A 22,070-nucleotide genomic window follows, 5' to 3' on the forward strand; every position below is an offset into this window, starting at 1 on the left:
ACCTCAGGGTTGAGTGGCAAAGGATTTTGAGAAACAGCCTCAAATCCCTTCGCCGGCGTTATCCGGATCAGGTTCGACGGGTATTATCTCAGCGCACATCTGTGATGCAGCACCCCGTTGAGAACGGCGCTATTGTAATGATTTGGTGAATATTACGAAAGCGTTATGGCTCCGGCGGCGCAAACCAGGCGGATTTAAAATCAAACCAGCCCAGGGTGTTCATCCGCAGGCCGCGCATGCTGCGCTGCCCCTGGATCAGCAGCCAGTGGTGGATCAACGGTACGATCGTCTGCCCGGCCAGCAGCTCCTGGCACCACGCGGCCAGATCCATCTCTCCTGCCCGCCACTTCGCGGCGTCCTGCTGCCAGTCCCGGCTGATGCAGTGCTGAATGAGGGGCACTTCATACAGGTGCGAAAAGAGCGAGAAATCCAGCGGCAGCGTGAAGTTCGCGCTGTTGAGCCAGATATCGCTGACGACATCCCCGCGGTGCCATTCATCATAATCGACTTCCTGTATCGCCAGCGTCACGCCTTCGGCCGCGAGCAGCTTGCTCATGATCCTCGCGATAAACCGGTGCTCAATGTGATCGCGATAGTAGCTGAGGGTGATGGTCTCCAGCCCGGCGGGTTTTTCACTGCGCACCGGCTGTGCATGGTGCCAGCGCGGAAGCAGGCCATAGGCAGGGAACCACCAGGTCTGGTAGTGTTCTTCAGCGTGATAAATCAGGTTAGCCGGGGCCAGAATGTGGCTGATCCACTTGCGGACATCGTGATTCGCCCCGCGATGGCTGCGGCTGTCAAAAAGAAGATAGTAGCAGCCCTCCTCCAGGCGACTCTCGAACGCCTTTTCGCTGGTTGTGGGCCCCTCCAGGGTGAGGCCTGCGCTCAGCTCTTCGTTGAGATCCGGTAACACCCAGACGTTCACTTCGTCGATCAGCGCCCGATAGCCAAAATAGTCATCAAAGGCGCGGATCTTCAGCTGATTGCTGTTATTGCGCGTAACGGAGTAGGGGCCTGTACCGATCGGCTGGCTGGAAAAATTGTTCAGGGATCGCCACTCGGCAGGCAGGATCATCGAGGGCACGTAGCCCAGAAGCCACGGCAGCCAGTTGTCTGGCTGGGACAGCTCAATATCCAGCGTCCAGGCCGTTGGGGAGTGGATCCGCGTGATATGCGAATAGAGCGGCACCGTGCGGGCGCGCTCTAAAGAGGCGATAACGTCACGCATCTCCAGCTCGCGGCCATGGTGGAAGTGAATGCCCGGGCGTAAAAAGAAACGCCAGTGCAGGGGGGAAAGCTGCTGCCAGTGGTGGGCGATATCCGCTTCCAGTTCCCCGTTTTCCTCATTTATTTTCGTCAAGCCGCTGAATATCTGCCGTGCCATATGAGTTTCTGAGCGACGCAGCGCCGTACCGGGCAGCAGATTTTTCATTGGGCGGTAGTAAAGCACCCGCAGAATGTGGCGGCCCTGGCGAAAGCTGCGTCCCAGGTGCGAGACCAGCATCTGGCGCACGGCGGCTTTGTCGCCCACCAGCTGGACCAGCTGATCGATGCGGTCCTGCTCCAGCAGATCCTCCGCCCGCTGCTGCTGCAGCGCCAGGCCGGTATACAGGAAGGTCAAGCGTGAGCGCTTGCCGCGTCCCGCCTCGGCCTCCCAGCTTAGCCAGCCCTGCTGCTGCATAGTGTTGAGTAACGTGCGCATATGGCGGCGAGAGCAGTTGAGGAGTTCTGCCAGCTCGTTAAGCGTGGTCTCCTGCGATTGACCCTCGCAGCACTGCCACAGACGAATGAATTGTTGTTGCAGTCGACCGGATGGCATAAAAGAGGAACTCCTGACAAAAAATCAGCAATTTATTAATCCCTATATTAAGCCAATAATGCTTCCTGATGAAGTGAGGAGGTAAATTATGAAGAGGTCTACCGCACGTCAGTTTTATCAGCAGTACTTTTCAGCGACAAAGGGAGTGTCCTGGCTGGCCCGCCAGTGTGCAGAGCAACGGCTGAGAATCCTGGAAGATCTGATGCAGTGGGACGTTACGAAACCGACCTCTTCTCGCTAACTCGCCTCGATCATGTGTGACTGAGTATTGGTGTTTATCACCCGCCAGCAAAATGTTTTTGCTGGCTTTTTTCGTTTATTCTTTCACCCAATTTCGATTCGCTTTCACAAGGACTTGCGCATGCTGTGGTTGATGACGATGGGGCGCCGCCTGAATGGCGTGTACGCTGCTTTTATGCTGGTGGCCTTCATGATGGGCGTGGCCGGTGCGCTACAGGCACCGACGCTGAGCCTGTTTCTCAGCCGCGAGGTGGGGGCGCAGCCGTTTTGGGTGGGCCTGTTTTATACCGTTAACGCAATTGCCGGGATCCTCGTTAGCCTGGGGCTGGCGAAACGATCCGACAGCCAGGGCGATCGCCGCAGGCTGATCCTCTTTTGCTGCGCCATGGCCGTGGGCAACGCGCTGCTTTTTGCCTTTAACCGTCATTACCTGACGCTCATCACCTGCGGCGTGCTGCTGGCCTCTCTGGCGAACACCGCCATGCCGCAGCTGTTCGCGCTGGCCCGTGAATACGCCGACAGCTCGGCGCGAGAGGTAGTGATGTTCAGCTCGGTGATGCGCGCACAGCTCTCGCTGGCGTGGGTCATCGGCCCGCCGCTGGCCTTCATGCTGGCGCTGAACTATGGCTTTACGGTCATGTTTTCTATCGCGGCAGGCATTTTTATTATCAGTCTGGCTCTGATTGCCTTTGCGCTGCCGTCTGTCGCCCGGGTTGAGCAGACGACGGATAAGCCCATCACTCAGGTGAGCGGCTGGCAGGATAAAAACGTGCGGATGCTGTTTATCGCCTCCACGCTGATGTGGACCTGCAACACCATGTACATTATTGATATGCCGCTGTGGATCAGCAGCGATCTAGGCCTACCGAACAAGCTTGCGGGGATCTTAATGGGGACCGCCGCCGGGCTGGAAATTCCGGCGATGATTCTGGCGGGGTATTACGTTAAGCGCTTCGGAAAGCGTCGGATGATGATCGTTGCCGTGGCGGCTGGGGTGCTGTTCTACGCGGGGCTGCTCCTTTTCCATTCGCGTGAAGCGTTGCTGGCGCTGCAGCTGTTTAATGCCGTGTTTATTGGCATCGTTGCCGGGATCGGCATGCTCTGGTTCCAGGATCTCATGCCCGGCCGCGCCGGCTCTGCGACAACGCTTTTTACCAACAGTATTTCGACGGGCGTTATTCTGGCGGGAGTGATTCAGGGCGCGCTGGCGCAAAGTTATGGTCATGCCTCGGTTTACTGGATGATTGCGGCGATTTCGGTGGTAACGCTTGGGCTGACCTGCCGGGTCAAGGATGTTTGATTCTGGAAGGCGGCTTCACGAAATGAAACGATTTTCTGACAGATACAGAGAAGGCGCATAGAGTGCGTGACGGGTGCTTGAGGCTGTTTGCCTCAGGCTTTCGCAAGAGGCAAACAGTGGAGAGTCCCACATCAAAAAACTGATGGGGAGACCAACTTCACAACCAACATTGCGAGGTTAGTCTCTTCATTGCCGAAAAGCAATAAGGAGGCTGGAATGCCAAAACGTACTCTGCTGTTAGGTTTGTTTCTGATCTGTACGACGCTATTGATCTTCACCTGGATGGTGCGTGATTCGCTGTGTGAGTTGCACTTCAGACAGGAGAAAACAGAGCTGGCGGCAGTGTTGGCTTACGAAGCAAAACGTTAGCGGTATTGGCGGGGGAAGTGTCCCCGCCTCTCCAGAGTGGTTGAGCCTCAACGCACCCTTATCAATGGCCCGCGCCCTGCGGGCCATTGCCTTTGGCCCATAAATGCAGGCTGTTTTTTCTCGTACGCTGAGATGGCGTCCTCGTGCTGGAGCGTCAGGCCAATGCTGTCCAGACCGTTCAACATGCAGTGGCGACGGAAGGCATCAATGCTGAAGCTGTAGGTCTTATCCCCGGCTTTCACCACTTCCGCTTCCAGATCCACCTCAAACGCCATCCCCGGATTTGCCTTAACCAGCGCGAACAGTTCATCGACCTGCTCGTCGCTCAGCGTCACCGGCAGCAACTGGTTGTTGAAGCTGTTGCCGTAGAAGATATCCGCGAAGCTCGGGGCGATAACCACCTTAAAGCCGTAGTCGGTCAGCGCCCAGGGCGCATGCTCACGCGAGGAGCCGCAGCCGAAGTTTTCCCGCGCCAGAAGAATGGATGCACCTTTGTATTCCGGGAAGTTCAGGACGAACTCCGGGTTTGGCACTTCGCCTTTGTCGTCCAGAAAACGCCAGTCGTTGAACAGGTGTGCGCCAAAACCGGTGCGGGTTACTTTCTGCAAAAACTGCTTCGGAATGATCGCGTCCGTATCGACGTTAGCGGCGTCCAGCGGGACAACACGGCCCGTATGTTGGGTAAATTTCTCTGCCATGAATGTCTCCTTATTTCAGGCTGCGAATATCGGCGAAATGGCCGGTGACTGCCGCAGCGGCGGCCATTGCCGGGCTGACCAGGTGGGTGCGTCCACCCCGGCCCTGACGGCCTTCAAAGTTACGGTTGCTGGTGGAGGCGCAGCGCTCGCCCGGATTCAGGCGGTCGTTGTTCATCGCCAGACACATGGAGCAGCCCGGCAGGCGCCATTCGAAGCCTGCTTCGATAAAGATCTTATCCAGTCCTTCCGCTTCCGCCTGGGCTTTCACCGGACCGGAGCCTGGAACCACCAGCGCCTGCACGCCCGGCGCCACTTTGCGACCTTTGGCAATCTCTGCCGCCGCGCGTAAATCCTCGATACGGGAGTTGGTGCAGGAGCCGATAAACACCTTATCAATGTTCACGTCGGTCAGCGGTACGCCGGGTTTCAGCCCCATATAGGCCAGCGCTTTTTCCGCGCTGGCGCGTTCGACCGGATCGGCGAAGGAAGCCGGGTCAGGAATGCTGTCGTTGACGGAGATGACCTGGCCAGGATTGGTACCCCAGGTGACTTGCGGCGCAATCTCTTCTGCCTGCAGCGTGACAACGGTATCAAAGGTGGCACCGTCGTCAGTTTTCAGGGTTTTCCAGTACGCGACCGCGTCGTCAAAATCCTGACCTTTCGGCGCGTGCAGACGGCCTTTCACATAGTTGAAGGTGGTTTCGTCCGGTGCGACCAGGCCTGCTTTAGCACCCATCTCAATCGCCATGTTGCACAGGGTCATACGGCCTTCCATGCTCAGCGCCTGAATGGCTTCACCGCAGAATTCCACCACGTGACCGGTACCGCCTGCGCTGCCGGTTTTGCCGATAATCGCCAGCACGATATCTTTCGCAGTGATACCCGGCGCGGCTTTGCCCTTCACCTCAATCTTCATGGTTTTGGCGCGGCCCTGTTTCAGAGTTTGCGTCGCCAGAACGTGCTCAACTTCCGATGTGCCGATGCCGAACGCCAGCGCGCCAAACGCGCCGTGGGTCGCGGTATGGGAGTCGCCGCAGACGATGGTCATGCCCGGCAGCGTAATACCCTGCTCAGGTCCCATAACGTGGACGATGCCCTGATACGGGTGGTTCAGGTCGTACAGCTCCACGCCAAATTCGTTGCAGTTCTTGATCAGCTCCTGCATCTGGATGCGCGCCATCTCGCCGGAAGCATTGATGTCTTTGGTCTGGGTGGAGACGTTGTGATCCATCGTGGCAAAGGTTTTACCCGGCTGGCGCACCGGACGCTTGTGCGCGCGCAGGCCGTCGAAGGCCTGTGGAGAGGTCACTTCGTGCACCAGGTGGCGGTCAATGTACAGCAGCGGGGTTTCGTTTGGCGCCTCGTAGACAACGTGCGCATCAAACAATTTTTCATATAACGTCTTGGCCATGATTACACCCCTTCAGCGACATAGCGGGCAATGATGTCGCCCATTTCATCAGTACTGACTGCTGCCGTGCCGCGCGCTAAGTCACCGGTACGGACGCCTTCTTCTAACGCCCGGTTAATGGCGTTTTCAATTGCGGTTGCTGCGTCGCCTGCATCGAGGCTGTAGCGCAGCAGCAGGGCCAGGGAGAGGATCTGCGCAATCGGGTTCGCAATGTTCTTGCCTGCGATATCCGGCGCGGAACCGCCTGCAGGTTCGTACAGGCCAAAGCCTTCTTCATTCAGGCTGGCGGATGGCAGCATGCCCATAGAGCCGGTGATCATCGCGCACTCGTCAGACAAAATATCGCCGAACAGGTTGGAGCAGAGCAGCACGTCAAACTGGGACGGATCCTTAATCAGCTGCATGGTCGCGTTGTCGATGTACATATGCGACAGCTCAACGTCCGGGTACTGCTTAGCGACTTCACTGGCGATCTCGCGCCACAAAATGGACGACTGCAGCACGTTCGCTTTATCAATAGAGGTCACCTTATGGCGGCGCTTGCGTGCAGATTCAAAGGCGATATGGGCGATACGTTCAATTTCGAAACGGTGGTACACCTCGGTATCAAACGCTTTCTCGTGCTGACCGCTGCCTTCGCGACCTTTTGGCTGACCGAAGTAGATCCCGCCCGTCAGCTCACGCACGCACAGGATGTCGAAACCGTTGGCCGCGATATCCGCGCGCAGCGGACAAAACTCTTCCAGCCCCTGATACAGCTTAGCCGGACGCAGGTTACTGAACAGCTTAAAATGTTTACGCAGCGGCAGGAGCGCGCCGCGCTCTGGCTGCTCTGCCGGCGGCAGGTGTTCCCATTTTGGACCACCGACGGAGCCAAACAGCACGGCATCGGCATTTTCGCAGCCTTCAACGGTGGCTTTCGGCAGTGGCGTACCGTGGTTATCAATCGCAATACCGCCCACGTCGTAGTGGCTGGTGGTAATTTTCATCGCAAAACGCGAGCGAACGGCTTCCAGTACTTTCAGCGCCTGTGCCATCACTTCCGGACCAATACCGTCACCCGGCAACACAGCAATATGGTAGTTCTTCGACATTACACGGTTTCCTTGTTGTTCTCTTTATTCTGAGCTTTGCGTTGCAACTCTTTTTCGACTTCAGCGGCGCGCCAGATGTTGTTCAGGACGTGCACCATCGCTTTCGCGGAGGATTCGACAATATCCGTCGCCAGGCCCACACCGTGGAAACGGCGGCCATTATAGTTGACGACGATATCCACCTGACCCAGCGCGTCTTTACCGTGCCCTTTCGCCGTCAGGTCGTATTTCACCAGCTCTACGTCGTACTCGGTAACGCGGTTGATCGCCTGATAGATGGCATCCACAGGGCCGTTACCGTTGGCGGCTTCCGCTTTGATTTCATCACCGCAGGCCAACTTGACCGAGGCGGTAGCGATGTCGCTGGAGCCGGATTGCACGTTGAAGTAGTCCAGACGGAAGTGCTCTGGCTCTTCCTGCTGTTTGTTGATGAAGGCCAGCGCTTCCAGGTCGTAATCGAATACCTGGCCTTTCTTGTCGGCCAGCTTCAGGAACGCGTCGTACAGCTGATCCATGTTGTAATCGCTGTCCTGATAGCCCATCTCTTCCATCCGGTGTTTCACTGCCGCACGACCGGAACGGGAGGTCAGGTTCAGCTGAACCTGGTTCAGGCCGATGGATTCCGGAGTCATGATTTCGTAGTTTTCACGGTTTTTCAGCACGCCGTCCTGGTGAATACCGGAGGAGTGGGCGAACGCGCCGGTTCCAACAATCGCCTTGTTAGCCGGGATCGGCATGTTGCAAATCTGGCTGACGGTCTGACTGGTGCGCCAGATTTCATTGTGATTGATGCGGGTGTGCACGTTCATGATGTCTTTGCGCACCTTGATCGCCATGATCACTTCTTCCAGTGAACAGTTGCCCGCGCGTTCACCGATACCGTTCATTGCACCTTCTACCTGACGTGCACCGGCGTGCACCGCAGCGATGGCATTGCCTACGGCCAGGCCCAAATCATCATGGGTATGTACGGAGATGATTGCTTTATCAATGTTAGGTACGCGCTCATACAGGCCGGTAATGATGTTGGAGAACTCAAACGGCATGGTATAGCCGACGGTGTCCGGGATGTTGATGGTTTTAGCGCCCGCGTTGATGGCGGCTTCGACTACGCGCGCCAGGTCTTCAATCGGCGTACGGCCCGCATCTTCACAGGAGAATTCAACGTCATCGGTGTAGTTGCGTGCGCGCTTAACCATGTATACCGCGCGTTCAATGACCTCATCCAGCGTGCTGCGCAACTTGGTTGCGATGTGCATTGGTGAGGTTGCAATAAAGGTATGAATACGGAAGGCTTCGGCCACCTTCAGCGACTCAGCCGCAACGTCGATGTCTTTCTCTACGCAGCGCGCCAGACCGCACACGCGGCTGTTTTTAATGGTGCGGGCGATAGTCTGTACGGATTCAAAATCACCCGGAGAGGAGACGGGGAAACCGACCTCCATCACGTCGACGCCCATACGCTCGAGAGCCAGCGCAATCTGCAGTTTCTCTTTTACACTCAGGCTTGCCTGTAATGCCTGTTCACCGTCACGTAAAGTAGTATCGAAAATAATGACTTGCTGGCTCATGGGTTAGGTCCTTGTCAGTCTTAGGGCGCCTTGCTACGAGCATAAAAAAACCCGCGCAGTGGCGCGGGTTTTTAGTCTTACTGGTGACGATTCAACGCTGAATTTCGCCCGCCAGTCTACCGCGCACAGTGGATGCGTTTAGTAGTAGTAGACCGATGAAACGAATGGTGCGTGTCATGAATCGTGCTCCGTTAAATTCAATATGCTTTTAGTGGTACTGGATACAGCTGTGCATGTCAACCCCTGATGGTAAAAACGGCCCCAGAAGGCTAAACAGAGAGGGTGTGTTGTTTAGCTTATTGTGCTGGGTTTTTGATTTTTAACTTAACTAATTGTCTATTTTTGGACTTAAAAAACATTTGCAGAAACGAATAAACATAACGGGTATTTTTCAGGTGACGCAGTCCTCACAAATGCTTTCTCTTTAAACCGTTTTACTATCATCGAGTTATCTTTTTTGAGAGAACTTTTCCTCCCTTCAAATAGAATCATTGATAACAGATTGTTAACTTAATTCTGCTCAATGTCGATAACAGTTTAATTATACTTAAGTCATCCTTAACTGGATGGTTATTGTATATTGATTTGGTTTATGGTTTCATTCAAACACTAAAGTTAAGCATATCCTTTGTGCCGTTTTGCATTATAGCATTATTAGATAATCTTTATATATTCCGATTTTTAAACAATTTTCTTTCGCTGGTCGTATCTGCATGGTAAATCATATTTTTCGAAATTATTACAGTGCGTTGGCGAAGGGAGTGTAGCGTGACAGTGGAGTCAGAAGTGCCAGAAAATAATATTAAACAACCACAGATTACTGATGGAATTAAACCACAGTTACGCACGGTGGATCTTAATCTACTGACGGTGTTTGATGCTGTCATGCAGGAGCAGAATATCACGCGTGCGGCACAAGCCCTGGGTATGTCACAGCCTGCCGTAAGTAATGCCGTTGCCAGGCTTAAGGTTATGTTCAACGACGAATTGTTTGTTCGTTATGGAAGAGGGATCCAGCCTACTGCGCGGGCTTTCCAGCTTTTCGGCTCCATCCGCCAGGCGCTGCAGCTGGTGCAAAATGAGCTGCCGGGCTCGGGCTTTGAACCCTTAAGCAGTGAGCGAGTATTCCATCTCTGCGTCTGCAGTCCATTAGATAATTATCTGACGTCAATTATTTATAATAAAGTTGAAGAGATCGCACCTAATATTAATCTCGTCTTTAAATCGTCCTTAAATCAAAACACCGAACACCAGTTACGTTACCAGGAAATCGAATTCGTCCTGGGTTATGAAGAATTCCGCCGTCCTGAATTTTCCTGTGTACCGCTGTTTAAAGATGAAATGGTGCTGGTTGCCAGCAAAAAACATCCACGACTGAATGCGCCGTTACGTGAAAGTGACGTTTATAGCGAACAGCATGCCGTTGTTGCGCTCGACAGATATGCCTCCTTTAGCCTGCCCTGGTACGACACTGCGGAGAAACAGGCGAGCGTGGCTTATCAGGGGATGGCCATGGTCAGCGTATTAAACGTCGTTTCCCAGACGCAGCTGGTGGCAATTGCCCCACGCTGGCTGGCAGAAGAGTTCTCTGGCGCGTTAAATCTGCAAATTTTGCCTCTGCCGCTCAAGCTAAATAGCCGCACCTGCTATCTCTCCTGGCATGAAGCTGCTGGACGGGATAAAGGACATCAGTGGATGGAAGAGCTACTTATTAGCATCTGCCGTCGGTAATCGAGTCAGGATAAATTGCATCTTTGCATGTGATTTATCCTGGTTTTGTTTCTTTTATTGATATTTTGTTCTGTTGTGTATTTTATCTGGCGCCTGCCAGGCCCGTAAAAATAGATGATTTTCTACATCGCCGCGCTTTTCAGCGATGATTTATCATCTCATCCCCTAATTTCAGATGAATTAACCATATCCTCTGACAATGTCTGTTTTTTCTGCTTTCGCGGCCTCTTCTCTCTCCTGGTTTGCGAATTGCCTGCCTCATAACGAGCGGTTAAGGTAAGTATCACTCTGCAAAATAGAAGACGGGTTCATCCCGATCGCAAGACGGTGCGGAAATGAATTCGGCGGTCCGTCTATAACAAAATGCCTGGAGGCAAAGCATGGAGATGTTGTCTGGCGCGGAAATGGTCGTCCGGTCGCTGATCGATCAGGGCGTAAAGCAAGTGTTCGGCTATCCTGGCGGCGCGGTCCTCGATATTTATGACGCACTGCATACGGTAGGGGGTATTGACCATGTGCTGGTACGCCATGAGCAGGCGGCGGTACATATGGCCGATGGCCTGGCGCGTGCGACGGGTGAAGTGGGCGTGGTCCTGGTCACGTCGGGGCCCGGTGCGACAAACGCCATTACCGGCATTGCGACCGCGTACATGGACTCTATTCCGCTGGTGATCCTTTCCGGACAGGTCGCGACATCACTGATTGGCTATGATGCGTTTCAGGAGTGCGACATGGTCGGGATTTCGCGTCCCGTCGTGAAGCACAGCTTCCTGGTCAAGCAAACCGAAGACATTCCGGGCATTCTGAAGAAGGCGTTCTGGCTGGCGGCAAGCGGGCGCCCGGGGCCGGTGGTGGTCGATCTCCCTAAAGATATCCTGAACCCGGCAAACAAGCTGCCCTATGTCTGGCCGGAATCGGTGAGCATGCGCTCTTACAACCCAACAACGCAGGGTCACAAAGGTCAGATCAAACGCGCGCTGCAAACGCTGCTGGCCGCTAAAAAACCGGTGGTCTATGTCGGTGGCGGGGCCGTCAATTCAGCGTGTGAGGCACAGCTTCGTGAACTGGTTGAAAAGCTCAATCTTCCTGTTGCGTCATCGCTGATGGGACTCGGAGCGTTTCCCGCCACCCACCGTCAGGCGCTCGGCATGTTGGGTATGCACGGTACCTATGAAGCCAACATGACGATGCATCATTCTGACGTCATCTTTGCCGTCGGCGTGCGTTTTGACGATCGTACGACCAACAATCTGGCGAAGTATTGCCCGAACGCCACCGTGCTGCACATTGATATCGATCCGACGTCAATTTCAAAAACGGTGTCTGCTGATGTACCTATCGTCGGCGACGCGCGACAGGTCCTTGAACAAATGCTGGATCTGCTGGCGCTGGAAAACTCAGCGCAACCGCTGGATGAAATCCGTGACTGGTGGCAGCAAATTGAGCAATGGCGCGCGCGGCAGTGTCTGAAATATGACACCCAAAGCGAGCATATTAAGCCGCAGGCGGTCATCGAAACGGTATGGCGACTGACGAAAGGCGACGCGTATGTGACCTCTGACGTGGGCCAGCATCAAATGTTTGCCGCCCTCTATTATCCGTTTGATAAACCGCGTCACTGGATCAACTCGGGAGGTTTAGGCACGATGGGCTTTGGCCTGCCTGCCGCGCTGGGCGTGAAGCTGGCGGTGCCAAATGAAACCGTCGTCTGCGTGACCGGAGACGGCAGTATTCAGATGAACATTCAGGAACTTTCCACCGCGCTGCAATATGAGCTGCCGGTACTGGTGCTCAACCTTAATAACGGCTATCTCGGTATGGTGAAGCAGTGGCAGGATATGATCTACTCGGGCCGCCACTCTCAGTCATATATGAAATCGCTGCCGGATTTTGTTCGTCTTGCTGAAGCTTACGGTCATATAGGGATGCGGGTGACCGATCCGGCTGAGCTGGAAACGAAGCTCGCCGAAGCGCTTGAGCACGTTAAAAACAACCGCCTCGTCTTTATGGATGTCATCGTTGATGGAACCGAGCACGTTTATCCGATGCATATTCGCGGCGGCGGTATGGACGAGATGTGGTTAAGCAAAACGGAGAGAACCTGATATGCGCCGGATATTATCGGTATTACTGGAAAACGAGTCTGGCGCACTGTCGCGCGTCATTGGGCTTTTTGCGCAGCGTGGCTATAACATTGAAAGCCTGACCGTGGCGCCAACGGACGATCCGACGCTGTCGCGTATGACGATTCAGACCGTTGGCGATGCCAAGGTAATTGAGCAGATCGAGAAACAGCTGCATAAGCTGGTCGATGTGCTGCGCGTAAGCGAGCTGGGGCAGGGCGCTTACGTTGAGCGTGAGGTCATGCTGGTAAAAATACAGGCCAGCGGTTACGGGCGCGAAGAGGTCAAACGCAATGCGGATATCTTCCGCGGGCAGATCATCGACGTCACGCCTTCTCTTTATACGGTTCAACTGGTCGGAACCAGTGACAAGCTGGACGCTTTCCTGGCATCCGTGCGGGATGTAGCAAAAATTGTTGAGGTGGCGAGATCGGGGATCGTTGGTCTGTCACGCGGCGAGAAAATCATGCGGTAGTTGTTAAAAAGGTTCGCCTCTTTCAGCCCGGTCACCAAAGCCGGGCTTTTTTTTGCGTAATCAGCCGACAACGCAGATAAAAGCGGTTGCCGCGAAGGCTTTTCTGCGTTTAGATGTTAAAAGATTTAACCATAACCTTGACAGGGCCATGGACTCTTTTCTTTTTTTAAGGGGCAATTGTGAAACTGGATGAAATCGCCCGGCTAGCCGGCGTGTCACGAACAACGGCCAGCTATGTGATTAACGGCAAAGCAAAGCAGTACCGCGTCAGCGATAAGACCGTTGAAAAAGTTATGGCGGTGGTTCGTGAGCATAACTACCATCCGAATGCTGTCGCTGCCGGCCTGCGTGCCGGGCGCACCCGCTCTATTGGTCTGGTGATCCCGGATCTGGAAAACACCAGCTATACCCGTATCGCCAACTATCTTGAACGTCAGGCCCGCCAGCGCGGTTACCAGCTGCTGATAGCCTGTTCTGAAGACCAGCCCGATAACGAGATGCGCTGCATTGAACATCTGCTCCAGCGTCAGGTCGATGCCATCATCGTCTCGACCTCCTTACCGCCGGAGCATCCGTTTTACCAGCGCTGGGCGAACGATCCGTTCCCCATCGTGGCGCTGGACCGCGCGCTCGATCGTGAGCATTTCACAAGCGTAGTGGGTGCCGATCAGGATGACGCGGAAATGCTGGCCGCTGAGCTGAGAACCTTCCCCGCTGAAACGGTGCTGTATCTTGGCGCGCTGCCCGAGCTTTCCGTAAGCTTCCTGCGTGAGCAAGGGTTCAGAACCGCATGGAAAGACGATCCACGTGAAGTCCACTATCTCTATGCCAACAGCTATGAACGCGAAGCCGCTGCGCAGCTGTTCGAAAAATGGCTGGAGACGCACCCGATGCCCCAGGCGCTGTTCACCACGTCATTTGCCCTTCTGCAGGGGGTAATGGATGTCACCTTGCGTCGTGAAGGCAAGCTTCCCTCTGACCTGGCGATCGCCACGTTTGGGGATAACGAGCTTCTCGATTTCCTTCAGTGCCCGGTGCTGGCGGTGGCCCAGCGTCACCGAGATGTAGCGGAACGCGTCCTGGAGATTGTTCTGGCGAGCCTGGATGAGCCGCGCAAACCGAAGCCGGGTCTGACGCGTATCAAACGTAATCTCTATCATCGCGGAATTTTGAGCCGCCATAAATGAAATGACGGGGCGGCGAAAAACCGCCCCTTTTTACTGGAATAAATCGCCGAGTTAATTCCCGCAGTGAAATTAGGATAATTCTTGAGAGTTCCTAATCTACTATTTTTCTTAATTCATTTTGCCGTTTAAAATGGTCCTTAAAGAATCATGAAGCGATTTTTAAAACCCTCTCTTTGTATTACTTTGTTACAAACCCTCTTCGGTCGATGAATATTCAGACGTTTTTCCTTCCCCTCGACCGGCCAGCAACGCAACCGCCGCTTCCACCGACCGATTGAGTGAATCTGGCGCTGTTATCCCCTGACAATCTGTCATAAAATGCTGCCCGCGTCGCAAACTGACACTTTATATTTATCTGCGATGATATTGAGTGAGCCTTAACGCTAGTGTGCATATTCGGTTTTTTTCTTACAAATATTCATAACGTTAATTTGCCTCGCCAGTTGTGCAGTTATTAACCAGGACTGTTTATCTCTGTAAATAGAGGGCTTTCGGGTCTCTACAGGGAGAGTCCTGGCTTGACAAGCTTTTCCCTCGCTCCGTAAACTCCTTTAGGTGGGAATTTGTGGGTTAAAGTGGTGAGGAGGGGTGAGACTGGCATGTTCCGTGGAGCTACGTTAGTCAATCTCGACAGCAAAGGGCGTTTATCGGTCCCAACCCGATACCGCGACCAGCTGATTGAGAATGCTTCGGGTCAAATGGTTTGCACCATTGACATCAACTCCCCCTGCCTGCTGCTTTACCCCTTACCTGAATGGGAAATCATTGAGCAAAAGCTGTCGCGACTGTCGAGCATGAACCCGCAAGAGCGCCGCGTGCAGCGGCTGTTATTGGGACATGCCAGTGAGTGTCAGATGGATAGCGCCGGGCGATTACTGATTGCGCCCGTGCTGCGGCAACATGCCGGTCTGACCAAAGAAGTGATGCTGGTCGGGCAGTTCAACAAGTTTGAACTGTGGGACGAAACGACCTGGTATCAACAGGTCAAGGAAGATATCGACGCTGAGCAGTCTGATTCCGCAACTTTATCGGAACGGCTGCAGGACTTGTCTCTATAAATATGATGGAAAATTATAAACATAAAACGGTGTTACTGGACGAGGCCGTGAACGGCCTGAATATTCGTCCGGATGGCATCTACATTGATGGCACGTTTGGTCGCGGTGGTCACTCGCGTTTGATCCTCTCCCAGCTTGGAGAGGAAGGGCGACTGCTGGCAATCGATCGCGATCCGCAGGCGATTGCCGTGGCACAGACCATCAATGACCCACGCTTTTCCATCGTGCATGGACCTTTTTCTGCGCTCGCTGATTACGTGGCCGAGCGCGATCTCACGGGCAAGATCGACGGGATTCTTCTCGATCTTGGCGTATCTTCACCCCAGCTTGATGATGCAGAACGCGGCTTCTCCTTTATGCGCGACGGTCCGCTGGACATGCGTATGGACCCGACGCGCGGCCAGTCTGCCGCCGAATGGCTGCAGACCGCTGACGAAGCAGATATTGCCTGGGTGATCAAAACCTTCGGCGAAGAACGCTTTGGCAAGCGCATTGCGCGCGCCATCGTTGAGCGCAACCGCGTTGAGCCAATGACCCGCACCAAAGAGCTGGCGGAAGTGATTGCGGCGGCGACGCCGGTGAAGGATAAGCACAAACATCCCGCGACCCGTACCTTCCAGGCGGTTCGCATCTGGGTAAACAGTGAACTGGAGGAAATAGAGCTGGCGCTAAAAAGCTCGCTCGACGTGCTGGCCCCGGGTGGGCGGTTATCCATCATCAGCTTCCATTCGCTGGAAGACCGCATTGTAAAACGCTTCATGCGTGAACAGAGCCGCGGTCCTCAGGTTCCAGCGGGGCTGCCGATGACGGAAGAACAACTCAGGAAGCTGGGGGGCCGTCAGTTGCGAGCATTAGGCAAGTTGATGCCGGGCGAAGAAGAGGTGGCAGAGAATCCACGTGCCCGTAGTTCAGTGCTGCGAGTTGCAGAGAGGACGAACGCATGATCGGCAGAGTGACAGAAACCCTAAGCAAAGTTAAGGGATCGTTAGGAAGCAACGAGCGCCATGCCTTGCCTGGCGTGATCGGCGACGATCTTTTGCGATTCGGGAAACTGCCACTCTGCCTGTTCATTTGCATCATTGTTACGGCAGTTACGGTGGTGACCACAGCTCACCATACACGTTTATTGACTGCGCAACGCGAGCAGCTGGTGCTGGAACGCGATGCGCTGGATATTGAATGGCGAAATCTGATCCTTGAAGAAAACGCGCTCGGCGATCACAGCCGGGTTGAACGGATCGCAACGGAAAAGCTGCAACTGCAGCATGTTGATCCTTCCCAGGAAAATATCGTAGTACAAAAATAAGGGAACACGCGACGCATGAAAGCAGCGGCAAAAACGCTTAAACCAAAACGTCAGGAAGAACAGGCCAACTTCATCAGTTGGCGTTTTGCGTTGCTTTGCGGCTGCATTTTACTGGCGCTGGGTTTCCTGCTGGGACGCGTGGCGTGGTTGCAAATCATCGCCCCTGACATGCTGGTACGCCAGGGAGATATGCGCTCCCTTCGCGTTCAGGAAGTGTCGACTTCTCGCGGAATGATCACTGACCGTTCAGGTCGCCCGCTGGCGGTGAGCGTGCCGGTGAAAGCGATTTGGGCCGACCCGAAAGAGCTGCACGACGCCGGTGGCATCACGCTTGATAACCGCTGGAAAGCGCTTTCAGATGCGCTCAAAATGCCGCTGGATCAGCTAGCCTCCCGCGTCAACGCGAACCCGAAAGGGCGTTTTATCTATCTGGCGCGCCAGGTTAACCCTGACATGGCGGACTACATTCGAAAACTCAAGCTGCCGGGCATTCATTTGCGCGAAGAATCCCGTCGTTACTATCCGTCCGGCGAAGTAACCGCTCACCTCATCGGCTTCACCAACGTCGACAGCCAGGGGATTGAAGGCGTTGAAAAAAGCTTCGATAAGTGGCTCACCGGCCAGCCTGGCGAGCGAATTGTGCGTAAGGACCGCTACGGGCGCGTCATTGAAGATATCTCCTCTACGGACAGCCAGGCGGCGCATAACCTGGCTCTGAGTATCGACGAGCGCCTGCAGGCGCTGGTCTACCGCGAGCTGAACAACGCCGTGGCGTTTAACAAGGCAGAATCCGGCAGCGCCGTGCTGGTGGATGTCAGCACCGGAGAAGTGCTGGCTATGGCCAACAGTCCTTCCTACAACCCGAACAACTTTACCGGCACCGCAAAAGATGCGATGCGTAACCGGGCGATTACCGACGTGTTCGAACCCGGCTCCACGGTGAAGCCGATGGTGGTGATGACGGCGCTTCAGCGCGGTATCGTCAATGAAAACACGGTCCTGAACACGATCCCTTACCGTATTAACGGCCACGAGATTAAAGACGTGGCGCGCTACAGCGAATTGACCCTGACCGGGGTGTTGCAGAAGTCGAGTAACGTCGGTGTTTCAAAGCTGGCGTTAGCGATGCCGTCCTCAGCGTTAGTAGAGACTTACTCACGTTTTGGACTTGGAAAGGCGACCAATTTGGGGTTGGTCGGAGAACGCAGTGGCTTATATCCTCAAAAACAACGGTGGTCTGACATAGAGAGGGCCACCTTCTCTTTCGGCTACGGGCTAATGGTAACCCCGTTACAGTTAGCGCGAGTCTACGCAACGATTGGCAGCTACGGCGTCTATCGCCCGCTGTCCATCACCAAAGTTGATCCACCGGTTCCGGGCGAGCGTATCTTCCCGGAATCCATCGTTCGTACCGTTGTGCACATGATGGAAAGCGTGGCGCTGCCGGGCGGCGGCGGCGTGAAGGCGGCCATCAAAGGCTATCGCATCGCCATTAAAACCGGTACGGCGAAAAAGGTGGGGCCAGACGGCCGCTACATCAACAAATACATTGCCTATACCGCAGGCGTTGCGCCTGCTAGCAATCCGCGTTTTGCGCTGGTGGTCGTGATTAACGATCCACAGGCGGGTAAATACTACGGCGGCGCCGTTTCCGCGCCTGTGTTTGGCGCCATCATGGGTGGCGTGTTACGCACCATGAACGTTGAACCAGATGCGCTGGCGACGGGCGAAAAAAGTGAATTTGTAATTAATCAAGGCGAGGGTACAGGTGGCAGATCGTAATTTGCGCGACCTTCTCGCTCCGTGGGTGCCAAATGCACCGGAGCGAGCACTGCGAGAGATGGTACTGGACAGCCGCGTGGCTGCTTCTGGCGATCTTTTTGTGGCAGTGGTTGGTCATCAGGCGGACGGGCGTCGTTATATCCCGCAGGCGATTGCGCAAGGTGTGGCTGCCATTATTGCTGAGGCTAAAGACGAGGCAACCGACGGTGAGATCCGGGAAATGCACGGGGTGCCGGTTATCTATCTCAGCCAGTTGAATGAGCGTCTCTCTGCACTGGCAGGACGCTTTTATCACGAACCTTCCGACCAACTGCGTCTGGTTGGCGTGACGGGCACGAACGGAAAAACCACCACCACGCAGTTGATGGCGCAGTGGGCTCAGTTGCTGGGTGAAACCGGCGCGGTGATGGGGACCGTGGGTAACGGCCTGCTGGGCAAAGTGAGCCCGACGGAAAACACCACCGGTTCTGCGGTTGACGTACAGCACGTGCTTGCCGGTCTGGCAGGGCAGGGGGCAACCTTTGCCGCGATGGAAGTTTCTTCGCACGGCCTGGTACAGCACCGCGTCGCGGCACTGAAGTTTGCTGCTTCAGTGTTCACCAACCTGAGCCGCGATCACCTTGATTATCATGGTGATATGGAACACTACGAAGCCGCCAAATGGCTGCTGTTCTCTACTCACCATTACGGCCAGGCTATCATCAACGCCGACGACGAAGTGGGCCGCCGCTGGCTTTCGAAGCTGCCAGACGCGGTAGCGGTGTCGATGGAAGACCATATCAATCCGAACTGCCACGGCCGCTGGCTGAAGGCCGTAGACGTTAACTATCACGACAGTGGCGCGACGATCCGCTTTGCCTCTTCCTGGGGGGACGGTGAAATCGAAAGCCGCCTGATGGGGGCGTTCAACGTCAGCAACCTGCTGCTGGCGCTGGCAACGCTGCTGGCGCTGGGTTATCCGATGGCGGAACTGCTGAAAACGTCAGCGCGTCTCCAGCCGGTTTGCGGCCGTATGGAAGTGTTTAGCGCGCCGGGCAAACCGACCGTGGTTGTCGATTATGCCCACACGCCGGATGCGCTGGAAAAAGCGCTGGAAGCGGCACGCCTGCACTGCACCGGTAAACTCTGGTGCGTCTTCGGCTGCGGTGGCGATCGCGACAAAGGTAAACGTCCCCTGATGGGCGCCATTGCGGAGCAGTTCGCGGACATTCCTGTGGTCACCGATGACAATCCGCGTACCGAAGAGCCGCGCGCCATCATTAACGACATTCTGGCGGGTATGCTGGACGCCGGTCGCGCCCGTGTGGTGGAAGGCCGCGCGGAAGCCGTGACAAACACCATCATGCAGGCAAAAGAAAATGATGTCGTTCTGCTGGCCGGTAAAGGCCATGAAGACTATCAGATTGTTGGCAATCGTCGTCTGGACTACTCCGACCGCGTAACAGCAGCGCGTCTGCTGGGAGTCGTCGCATGATTAGCATCACCTTAAGCCAGGCCGCTGCGGTACTGCACGGCGAGCTGCTGGGCCAGGATCTGACCATTGACGCGGTCACCACCGACACCCGCAAAGTGACCGCGGGCTGTCTGTTTGTGGCGCTGAAAGGCGAACGTTTTGACGCGCATGATTTTGCCGGACAGGCCAAAGAAAACGGCGCTGGCGCGCTGCTGGTCAGCCGCAGGCTGGATATCGATTTACCGCAGATAGTGGTGAACGATACGCGTCTCGCGTTCGGTGAACTGGCCGCCTGGGTTCGTCATCAGGTGCCTGCTCGCGTTGTCGCGCTGACCGGGTCATCGGGCAAAACGTCAGTGAAAGAGATGACGGCGGCCATCCTCAGCCAGTGCGGTAATACGCTTTATACCGCAGGCAACCTCAATAATGACATCGGCGTGCCGATGACATTACTTCGCCTGACCAAAGAGCATGAGTTTGCGGTGATCGAGTTAGGGGCAAACCACCAGGGCGAAATCGCCTGGACCGTGAGCCTGACTCGCCCGGAAGCGGCGCTGGTGAATAACCTTGCGGCAGCGCATCTGGAAGGTTTTGGCTCGCTGGAAGGCGTGGCGAAAGCGAAAGGCGAAATCTACACCGGTCTGCCTGCTGACGGCATTGCCATTCTCAATGCCGACAACAACGACTGGCTGAACTGGCAGAGCATCATTGGCTCGCGTAAAACCTGGCGCTTCTCGCCGAATGCGGCCAACAGTGACTTTACCGCGACCAATATCCATGTGACGTCGCACGGTACGGAATTCACGCTTGCTACCCCAACGGGTGACGTAGACGTGCTGTTACCGCTGCCGGGACGCCATAACATCGCCAATGCGCTGGCGGCAGCGGCCTTGTCGACGGCGGTGGGAGCGTCACACGAGGCGATTAAAACCGGACTGGCGAATTTGAAAGCCGTGCCGGGACGCCTGTACCCGATCCCGCTTGCAGAAAACAAATTGCTGCTGGATGACTCCTACAACGCGAACGTCGGCTCAATGACGGCGGCGGTGCAGGTGCTATCTGAAATGCCGGGCTACCGCGTCATGGTGGTTGGCGACATGGCGGAGCTGGGCGAGGAAAGCGAAGCCTGTCATACCCAGGTGGGTGAAGCGGCGAAAGCGGCGGGACTGGACTGTGTGCTGAGCGCAGGAAAACTGAGCCAGGCGATTAGCCATGCCAGCGGCGTTGGCGAACATTTTGCCGACAAAGCCGCGTTGATTGAGCGCCTTAAGGCATTAATTACAGAAAAACAAATTGTGACAGTGTTAGTGAAAGGTTCACGTAGTGCCGCCATGGAAGAGGTTGTGCACGCATTACAGGAGAACGGGACATGTTAGTTTGGCTGGCCGAACATTTGGTCAAATATTATTCAGGCTTTAACGTCTTTTCGTATCTGACGTTTCGCGCCATCGTCAGCCTGCTGACTGCGCTGTTCATCTCGTTGTGGATGGGCCCGCGCATGATTGCCCGTCTGCAAAAACTCTCTTTCGGCCAGGTCGTACGTAACGACGGTCCGGAGTCGCACTTCAGCAAGCGCGGTACGCCGACGATGGGCGGGATCATGATCCTGACCGCGATCGTCGTTTCCGTACTGCTGTGGGCCTATCCGTCTAACCCGTACGTCTGGTGCGTGCTGACCGTACTGGTGGGCTACGGCATTATCGGGTTTGTGGATGATTACCGTAAAGTCGTCCGCAAAGACACGAAGGGCCTGATTGCCCGCTGGAAGTATTTCTGGATGTCAGTGATTGCGCTGGGCGTTGCCTTCGCGCTGTATCTGGCAGGAAAAGATACGCCCGCCACCGAACTGGTGGTGCCGTTCTTTAAAGACGTGATGCCGCAGCTGGGGCTGTTCTACATCCTGCTGGCCTACTTTGTAATTGTTGGTACCGGTAACGCCGTTAACCTGACCGATGGCCTTGATGGTCTGGCGATTATGCCAACCGTCTTCGTGGCGGCTGGTTTTGCGCTGGTGGCGTGGGCGACCGGTAACATGAACTTTGCGAACTACCTGCACATCCCTTATCTGCGTCATGCGGGTGAGCTGGTGATCGTCTGTACGGCGATTGTCGGCGCGGGGCTGGGCTTCCTCTGGTTCAACACCTATCCGGCGCAGGTCTTTATGGGTGACGTCGGTTCTCTGGCGCTGGGCGGCGCGCTCGGCATTATCGCCGTGCTGCTGCGTCAGGAGTTCCTGCTGGTGATCATGGGCGGCGTGTTTGTGGTTGAAACCCTGTCGGTGATTTTGCAGGTCGGCTCCTTCAAGCTGCGCGGTCAGCGCATCTTCCGTATGGCGCCGATCCACCACCACTATGAACTGAAAGGCTGGCCGGAGCCGCGCGTGATTGTGCGCTTCTGGATTATTTCGCTGATGCTGGTGCTGATTGGCCTGGCAACGCTGAAGGTACGTTAAT

The 22,070-nt window shown here is 55.2% G+C and carries 20 protein-coding genes and 1 riboswitch; of the genes, 14 read left to right on the forward strand and 6 right to left on the reverse strand.

All coding sequences use genetic code 11. From position 1 onward, the window contains the following. Positions 1–26 precede the first annotated feature (26 nt). A riboswitch (TPP riboswitch) is annotated at positions 27–127 on the reverse strand. A gap of 36 nt (positions 128–163) precedes the next feature. Continuing rightward, on the reverse strand, positions 164–1,819 hold the full coding sequence (sgrR, locus tag AC2FAJ_RS12145; RefSeq protein WP_041911250.1) for an HTH-type transcriptional regulator SgrR: 1,656 nt from the start codon (positions 1,817–1,819) through the stop codon (positions 164–166). 88 nt (positions 1,820–1,907) lie between these two features. Here sgrR and sgrT point away from each other — a divergent pair, with 88 nt between their 5' ends. From sgrT to AC2FAJ_RS12160, 3 genes are all read left to right on the forward strand, one after another. Next, a complete protein-coding gene (sgrT, locus tag AC2FAJ_RS12150; protein WP_045631150.1) occupies positions 1,908–2,060 on the forward strand; it encodes a glucose uptake inhibitor SgrT in 153 nt (50 codons plus the stop codon). A 120-nt stretch (positions 2,061–2,180) separates the two neighbouring features. Next, on the forward strand, positions 2,181–3,359 hold the full coding sequence (locus AC2FAJ_RS12155) for a sugar efflux transporter (protein ID WP_485454189.1): 1,179 nt from the start codon (positions 2,181–2,183) through the stop codon (positions 3,357–3,359). Between the two features lie 216 nt (positions 3,360–3,575). Beyond that, positions 3,576–3,728: a Hok/Gef family protein gene (locus AC2FAJ_RS12160; RefSeq protein WP_010427008.1), complete on the forward strand. Its 153-nt coding sequence runs from the start codon at positions 3,576–3,578 to the stop codon at positions 3,726–3,728. 47 nt (positions 3,729–3,775) lie between these two features. Here the strand turns inward: AC2FAJ_RS12160 and leuD are convergent, their stop codons facing one another. From leuD to leuL, 5 genes are all read right to left on the reverse strand, one after another. Continuing rightward, complete coding sequence (leuD, locus tag AC2FAJ_RS12165; RefSeq protein WP_485454190.1) at positions 3,776–4,426, reverse strand: 3-isopropylmalate dehydratase small subunit; 651 nt, start codon at positions 4,424–4,426, stop codon at positions 3,776–3,778. A gap of 10 nt (positions 4,427–4,436) precedes the next feature. Next, positions 4,437–5,837 (reverse strand): 3-isopropylmalate dehydratase large subunit, encoded by a 1,401-nt coding sequence (gene leuC, locus AC2FAJ_RS12170; protein ID WP_028015498.1) that lies wholly within the window; start codon positions 5,835–5,837, stop codon positions 4,437–4,439. Positions 5,838–5,839: 2 nt separating this feature from the next. Further along, a complete protein-coding gene (gene leuB, locus AC2FAJ_RS12175) occupies positions 5,840–6,931 on the reverse strand; it encodes a 3-isopropylmalate dehydrogenase (RefSeq protein WP_485454191.1) in 1,092 nt (363 codons plus the stop codon). Then, a complete protein-coding gene (gene leuA, locus AC2FAJ_RS12180; RefSeq protein ID WP_028015499.1) occupies positions 6,931–8,502 on the reverse strand; it encodes a 2-isopropylmalate synthase in 1,572 nt (523 codons plus the stop codon). The genes leuB and leuA overlap by 1 nt, the downstream gene beginning before the upstream one ends. A 91-nt stretch (positions 8,503–8,593) precedes the next feature. After that, complete coding sequence (gene leuL / locus AC2FAJ_RS12185; RefSeq protein ID WP_071993742.1) at positions 8,594–8,680, reverse strand: leu operon leader peptide; 87 nt, start codon at positions 8,678–8,680, stop codon at positions 8,594–8,596. Between the two features lie 608 nt (positions 8,681–9,288). On the opposite strand from leuL, the gene leuO reads away from it, so the two are divergent. From leuO to mraY, 11 genes are all read left to right on the forward strand, one after another. Then, positions 9,289–10,233: a transcriptional regulator LeuO gene (leuO, locus tag AC2FAJ_RS12190; protein ID WP_041911249.1), complete on the forward strand. Its 945-nt coding sequence runs from the start codon at positions 9,289–9,291 to the stop codon at positions 10,231–10,233. Positions 10,234–10,613: 380 nt separating this feature from the next. Next, positions 10,614–12,338 (forward strand): acetolactate synthase 3 large subunit, encoded by a 1,725-nt coding sequence (gene ilvI / locus AC2FAJ_RS12195; protein WP_485454192.1) that lies wholly within the window; start codon positions 10,614–10,616, stop codon positions 12,336–12,338. A gap of 1 nt (position 12,339) precedes the next feature. Then, positions 12,340–12,831: an acetolactate synthase small subunit gene (gene ilvN / locus AC2FAJ_RS12200; protein WP_045259452.1), complete on the forward strand. Its 492-nt coding sequence runs from the start codon at positions 12,340–12,342 to the stop codon at positions 12,829–12,831. A gap of 179 nt (positions 12,832–13,010) precedes the next feature. Continuing rightward, complete coding sequence (gene cra, locus AC2FAJ_RS12205) at positions 13,011–14,018, forward strand: catabolite repressor/activator (protein ID WP_014168621.1); 1,008 nt, start codon at positions 13,011–13,013, stop codon at positions 14,016–14,018. Between the two features lie 599 nt (positions 14,019–14,617). Further along, on the forward strand, positions 14,618–15,076 hold the full coding sequence (gene mraZ / locus AC2FAJ_RS12210; RefSeq protein ID WP_014882537.1) for a division/cell wall cluster transcriptional repressor MraZ: 459 nt from the start codon (positions 14,618–14,620) through the stop codon (positions 15,074–15,076). Between the two features lie 2 nt (positions 15,077–15,078). Next, entirely contained in the window at positions 15,079–16,020 is a 942-nt protein-coding gene (rsmH, locus tag AC2FAJ_RS12215) for a 16S rRNA (cytosine(1402)-N(4))-methyltransferase RsmH (protein ID WP_028015503.1), read from the forward strand. After that, complete coding sequence (gene ftsL / locus AC2FAJ_RS12220) at positions 16,017–16,382, forward strand: cell division protein FtsL (protein ID WP_006173860.1); 366 nt, start codon at positions 16,017–16,019, stop codon at positions 16,380–16,382. The genes rsmH and ftsL overlap by 4 nt, the downstream gene beginning before the upstream one ends. Positions 16,383–16,397: 15 nt before the next feature. Beyond that, positions 16,398–18,164, forward strand: coding sequence for a peptidoglycan glycosyltransferase FtsI (locus tag AC2FAJ_RS12225; RefSeq protein WP_028015504.1), 1,767 nt, complete (start codon positions 16,398–16,400; stop codon positions 18,162–18,164). After that, positions 18,151–19,638 carry a UDP-N-acetylmuramoyl-L-alanyl-D-glutamate--2,6-diaminopimelate ligase gene (murE, locus tag AC2FAJ_RS12230; protein ID WP_485454193.1) on the forward strand — a complete coding sequence of 496 codons (1,488 nt, stop codon included), beginning with the start codon at positions 18,151–18,153 and terminating at the stop codon, positions 19,636–19,638. The genes AC2FAJ_RS12225 and murE overlap by 14 nt, the downstream gene beginning before the upstream one ends. Beyond that, positions 19,635–20,993 carry a UDP-N-acetylmuramoyl-tripeptide--D-alanyl-D-alanine ligase gene (gene murF, locus AC2FAJ_RS12235; protein WP_045631155.1) on the forward strand — a complete coding sequence of 453 codons (1,359 nt, stop codon included), beginning with the start codon at positions 19,635–19,637 and terminating at the stop codon, positions 20,991–20,993. Before murE ends, murF begins: the two co-directional genes overlap by 4 nt. Then, entirely contained in the window at positions 20,987–22,069 is a 1,083-nt protein-coding gene (gene mraY, locus AC2FAJ_RS12240) for a phospho-N-acetylmuramoyl-pentapeptide-transferase (protein ID WP_008501985.1), read from the forward strand. Before murF ends, mraY begins: the two co-directional genes overlap by 7 nt. The last annotated feature ends 1 nt before the right edge of the window (position 22,070 follow it).

Source organism: Enterobacter cloacae complex sp. 385G4, assembly GCF_057320665.1.

Excerpts from the sequence above, each read along its gene's own strand:
- leuD (WP_485454190.1), bottom strand. The coding sequence starts at position 4,426 with ATGGCAGAGAAATTTACCCAACATACGGGCCGTGTTGTCCCGCTGGAC.
- leuL (WP_071993742.1), bottom strand. The coding sequence starts at position 8,680 with ATGACACGCACCATTCGTTTCATCGGTCTACTACTACTAAACGCATCC.
- AC2FAJ_RS12225 (WP_028015504.1), top strand. The coding sequence starts at position 16,398 with ATGAAAGCAGCGGCAAAAACGCTTAAACCAAAACGTCAGGAAGAACAG.
- murF (WP_045631155.1), top strand. The coding sequence starts at position 19,635 with ATGATTAGCATCACCTTAAGCCAGGCCGCTGCGGTACTGCACGGCGAG.
- ftsL (WP_006173860.1), top strand. The coding sequence starts at position 16,017 with ATGATCGGCAGAGTGACAGAAACCCTAAGCAAAGTTAAGGGATCGTTA.
- leuC (WP_028015498.1), bottom strand. The coding sequence starts at position 5,837 with ATGGCCAAGACGTTATATGAAAAATTGTTTGATGCGCACGTTGTCTAC.
- mraZ (WP_014882537.1), top strand. The coding sequence starts at position 14,618 with ATGTTCCGTGGAGCTACGTTAGTCAATCTCGACAGCAAAGGGCGTTTA.
- ilvN (WP_045259452.1), top strand. The coding sequence starts at position 12,340 with ATGCGCCGGATATTATCGGTATTACTGGAAAACGAGTCTGGCGCACTG.
- AC2FAJ_RS12155 (WP_485454189.1), top strand. The coding sequence starts at position 2,181 with ATGCTGTGGTTGATGACGATGGGGCGCCGCCTGAATGGCGTGTACGCT.
- ilvI (WP_485454192.1), top strand. The coding sequence starts at position 10,614 with ATGGAGATGTTGTCTGGCGCGGAAATGGTCGTCCGGTCGCTGATCGAT.
- sgrR (WP_041911250.1), bottom strand. The coding sequence starts at position 1,819 with ATGCCATCCGGTCGACTGCAACAACAATTCATTCGTCTGTGGCAGTGC.
- sgrT (WP_045631150.1), top strand. The coding sequence starts at position 1,908 with ATGAAGAGGTCTACCGCACGTCAGTTTTATCAGCAGTACTTTTCAGCG.
- rsmH (WP_028015503.1), top strand. The coding sequence starts at position 15,079 with ATGATGGAAAATTATAAACATAAAACGGTGTTACTGGACGAGGCCGTG.
- mraY (WP_008501985.1), top strand. The coding sequence starts at position 20,987 with ATGTTAGTTTGGCTGGCCGAACATTTGGTCAAATATTATTCAGGCTTT.
- leuB (WP_485454191.1), bottom strand. The coding sequence starts at position 6,931 with ATGTCGAAGAACTACCATATTGCTGTGTTGCCGGGTGACGGTATTGGT.
- AC2FAJ_RS12160 (WP_010427008.1), top strand. The coding sequence starts at position 3,576 with ATGCCAAAACGTACTCTGCTGTTAGGTTTGTTTCTGATCTGTACGACG.
- leuA (WP_028015499.1), bottom strand. The coding sequence starts at position 8,502 with ATGAGCCAGCAAGTCATTATTTTCGATACTACTTTACGTGACGGTGAA.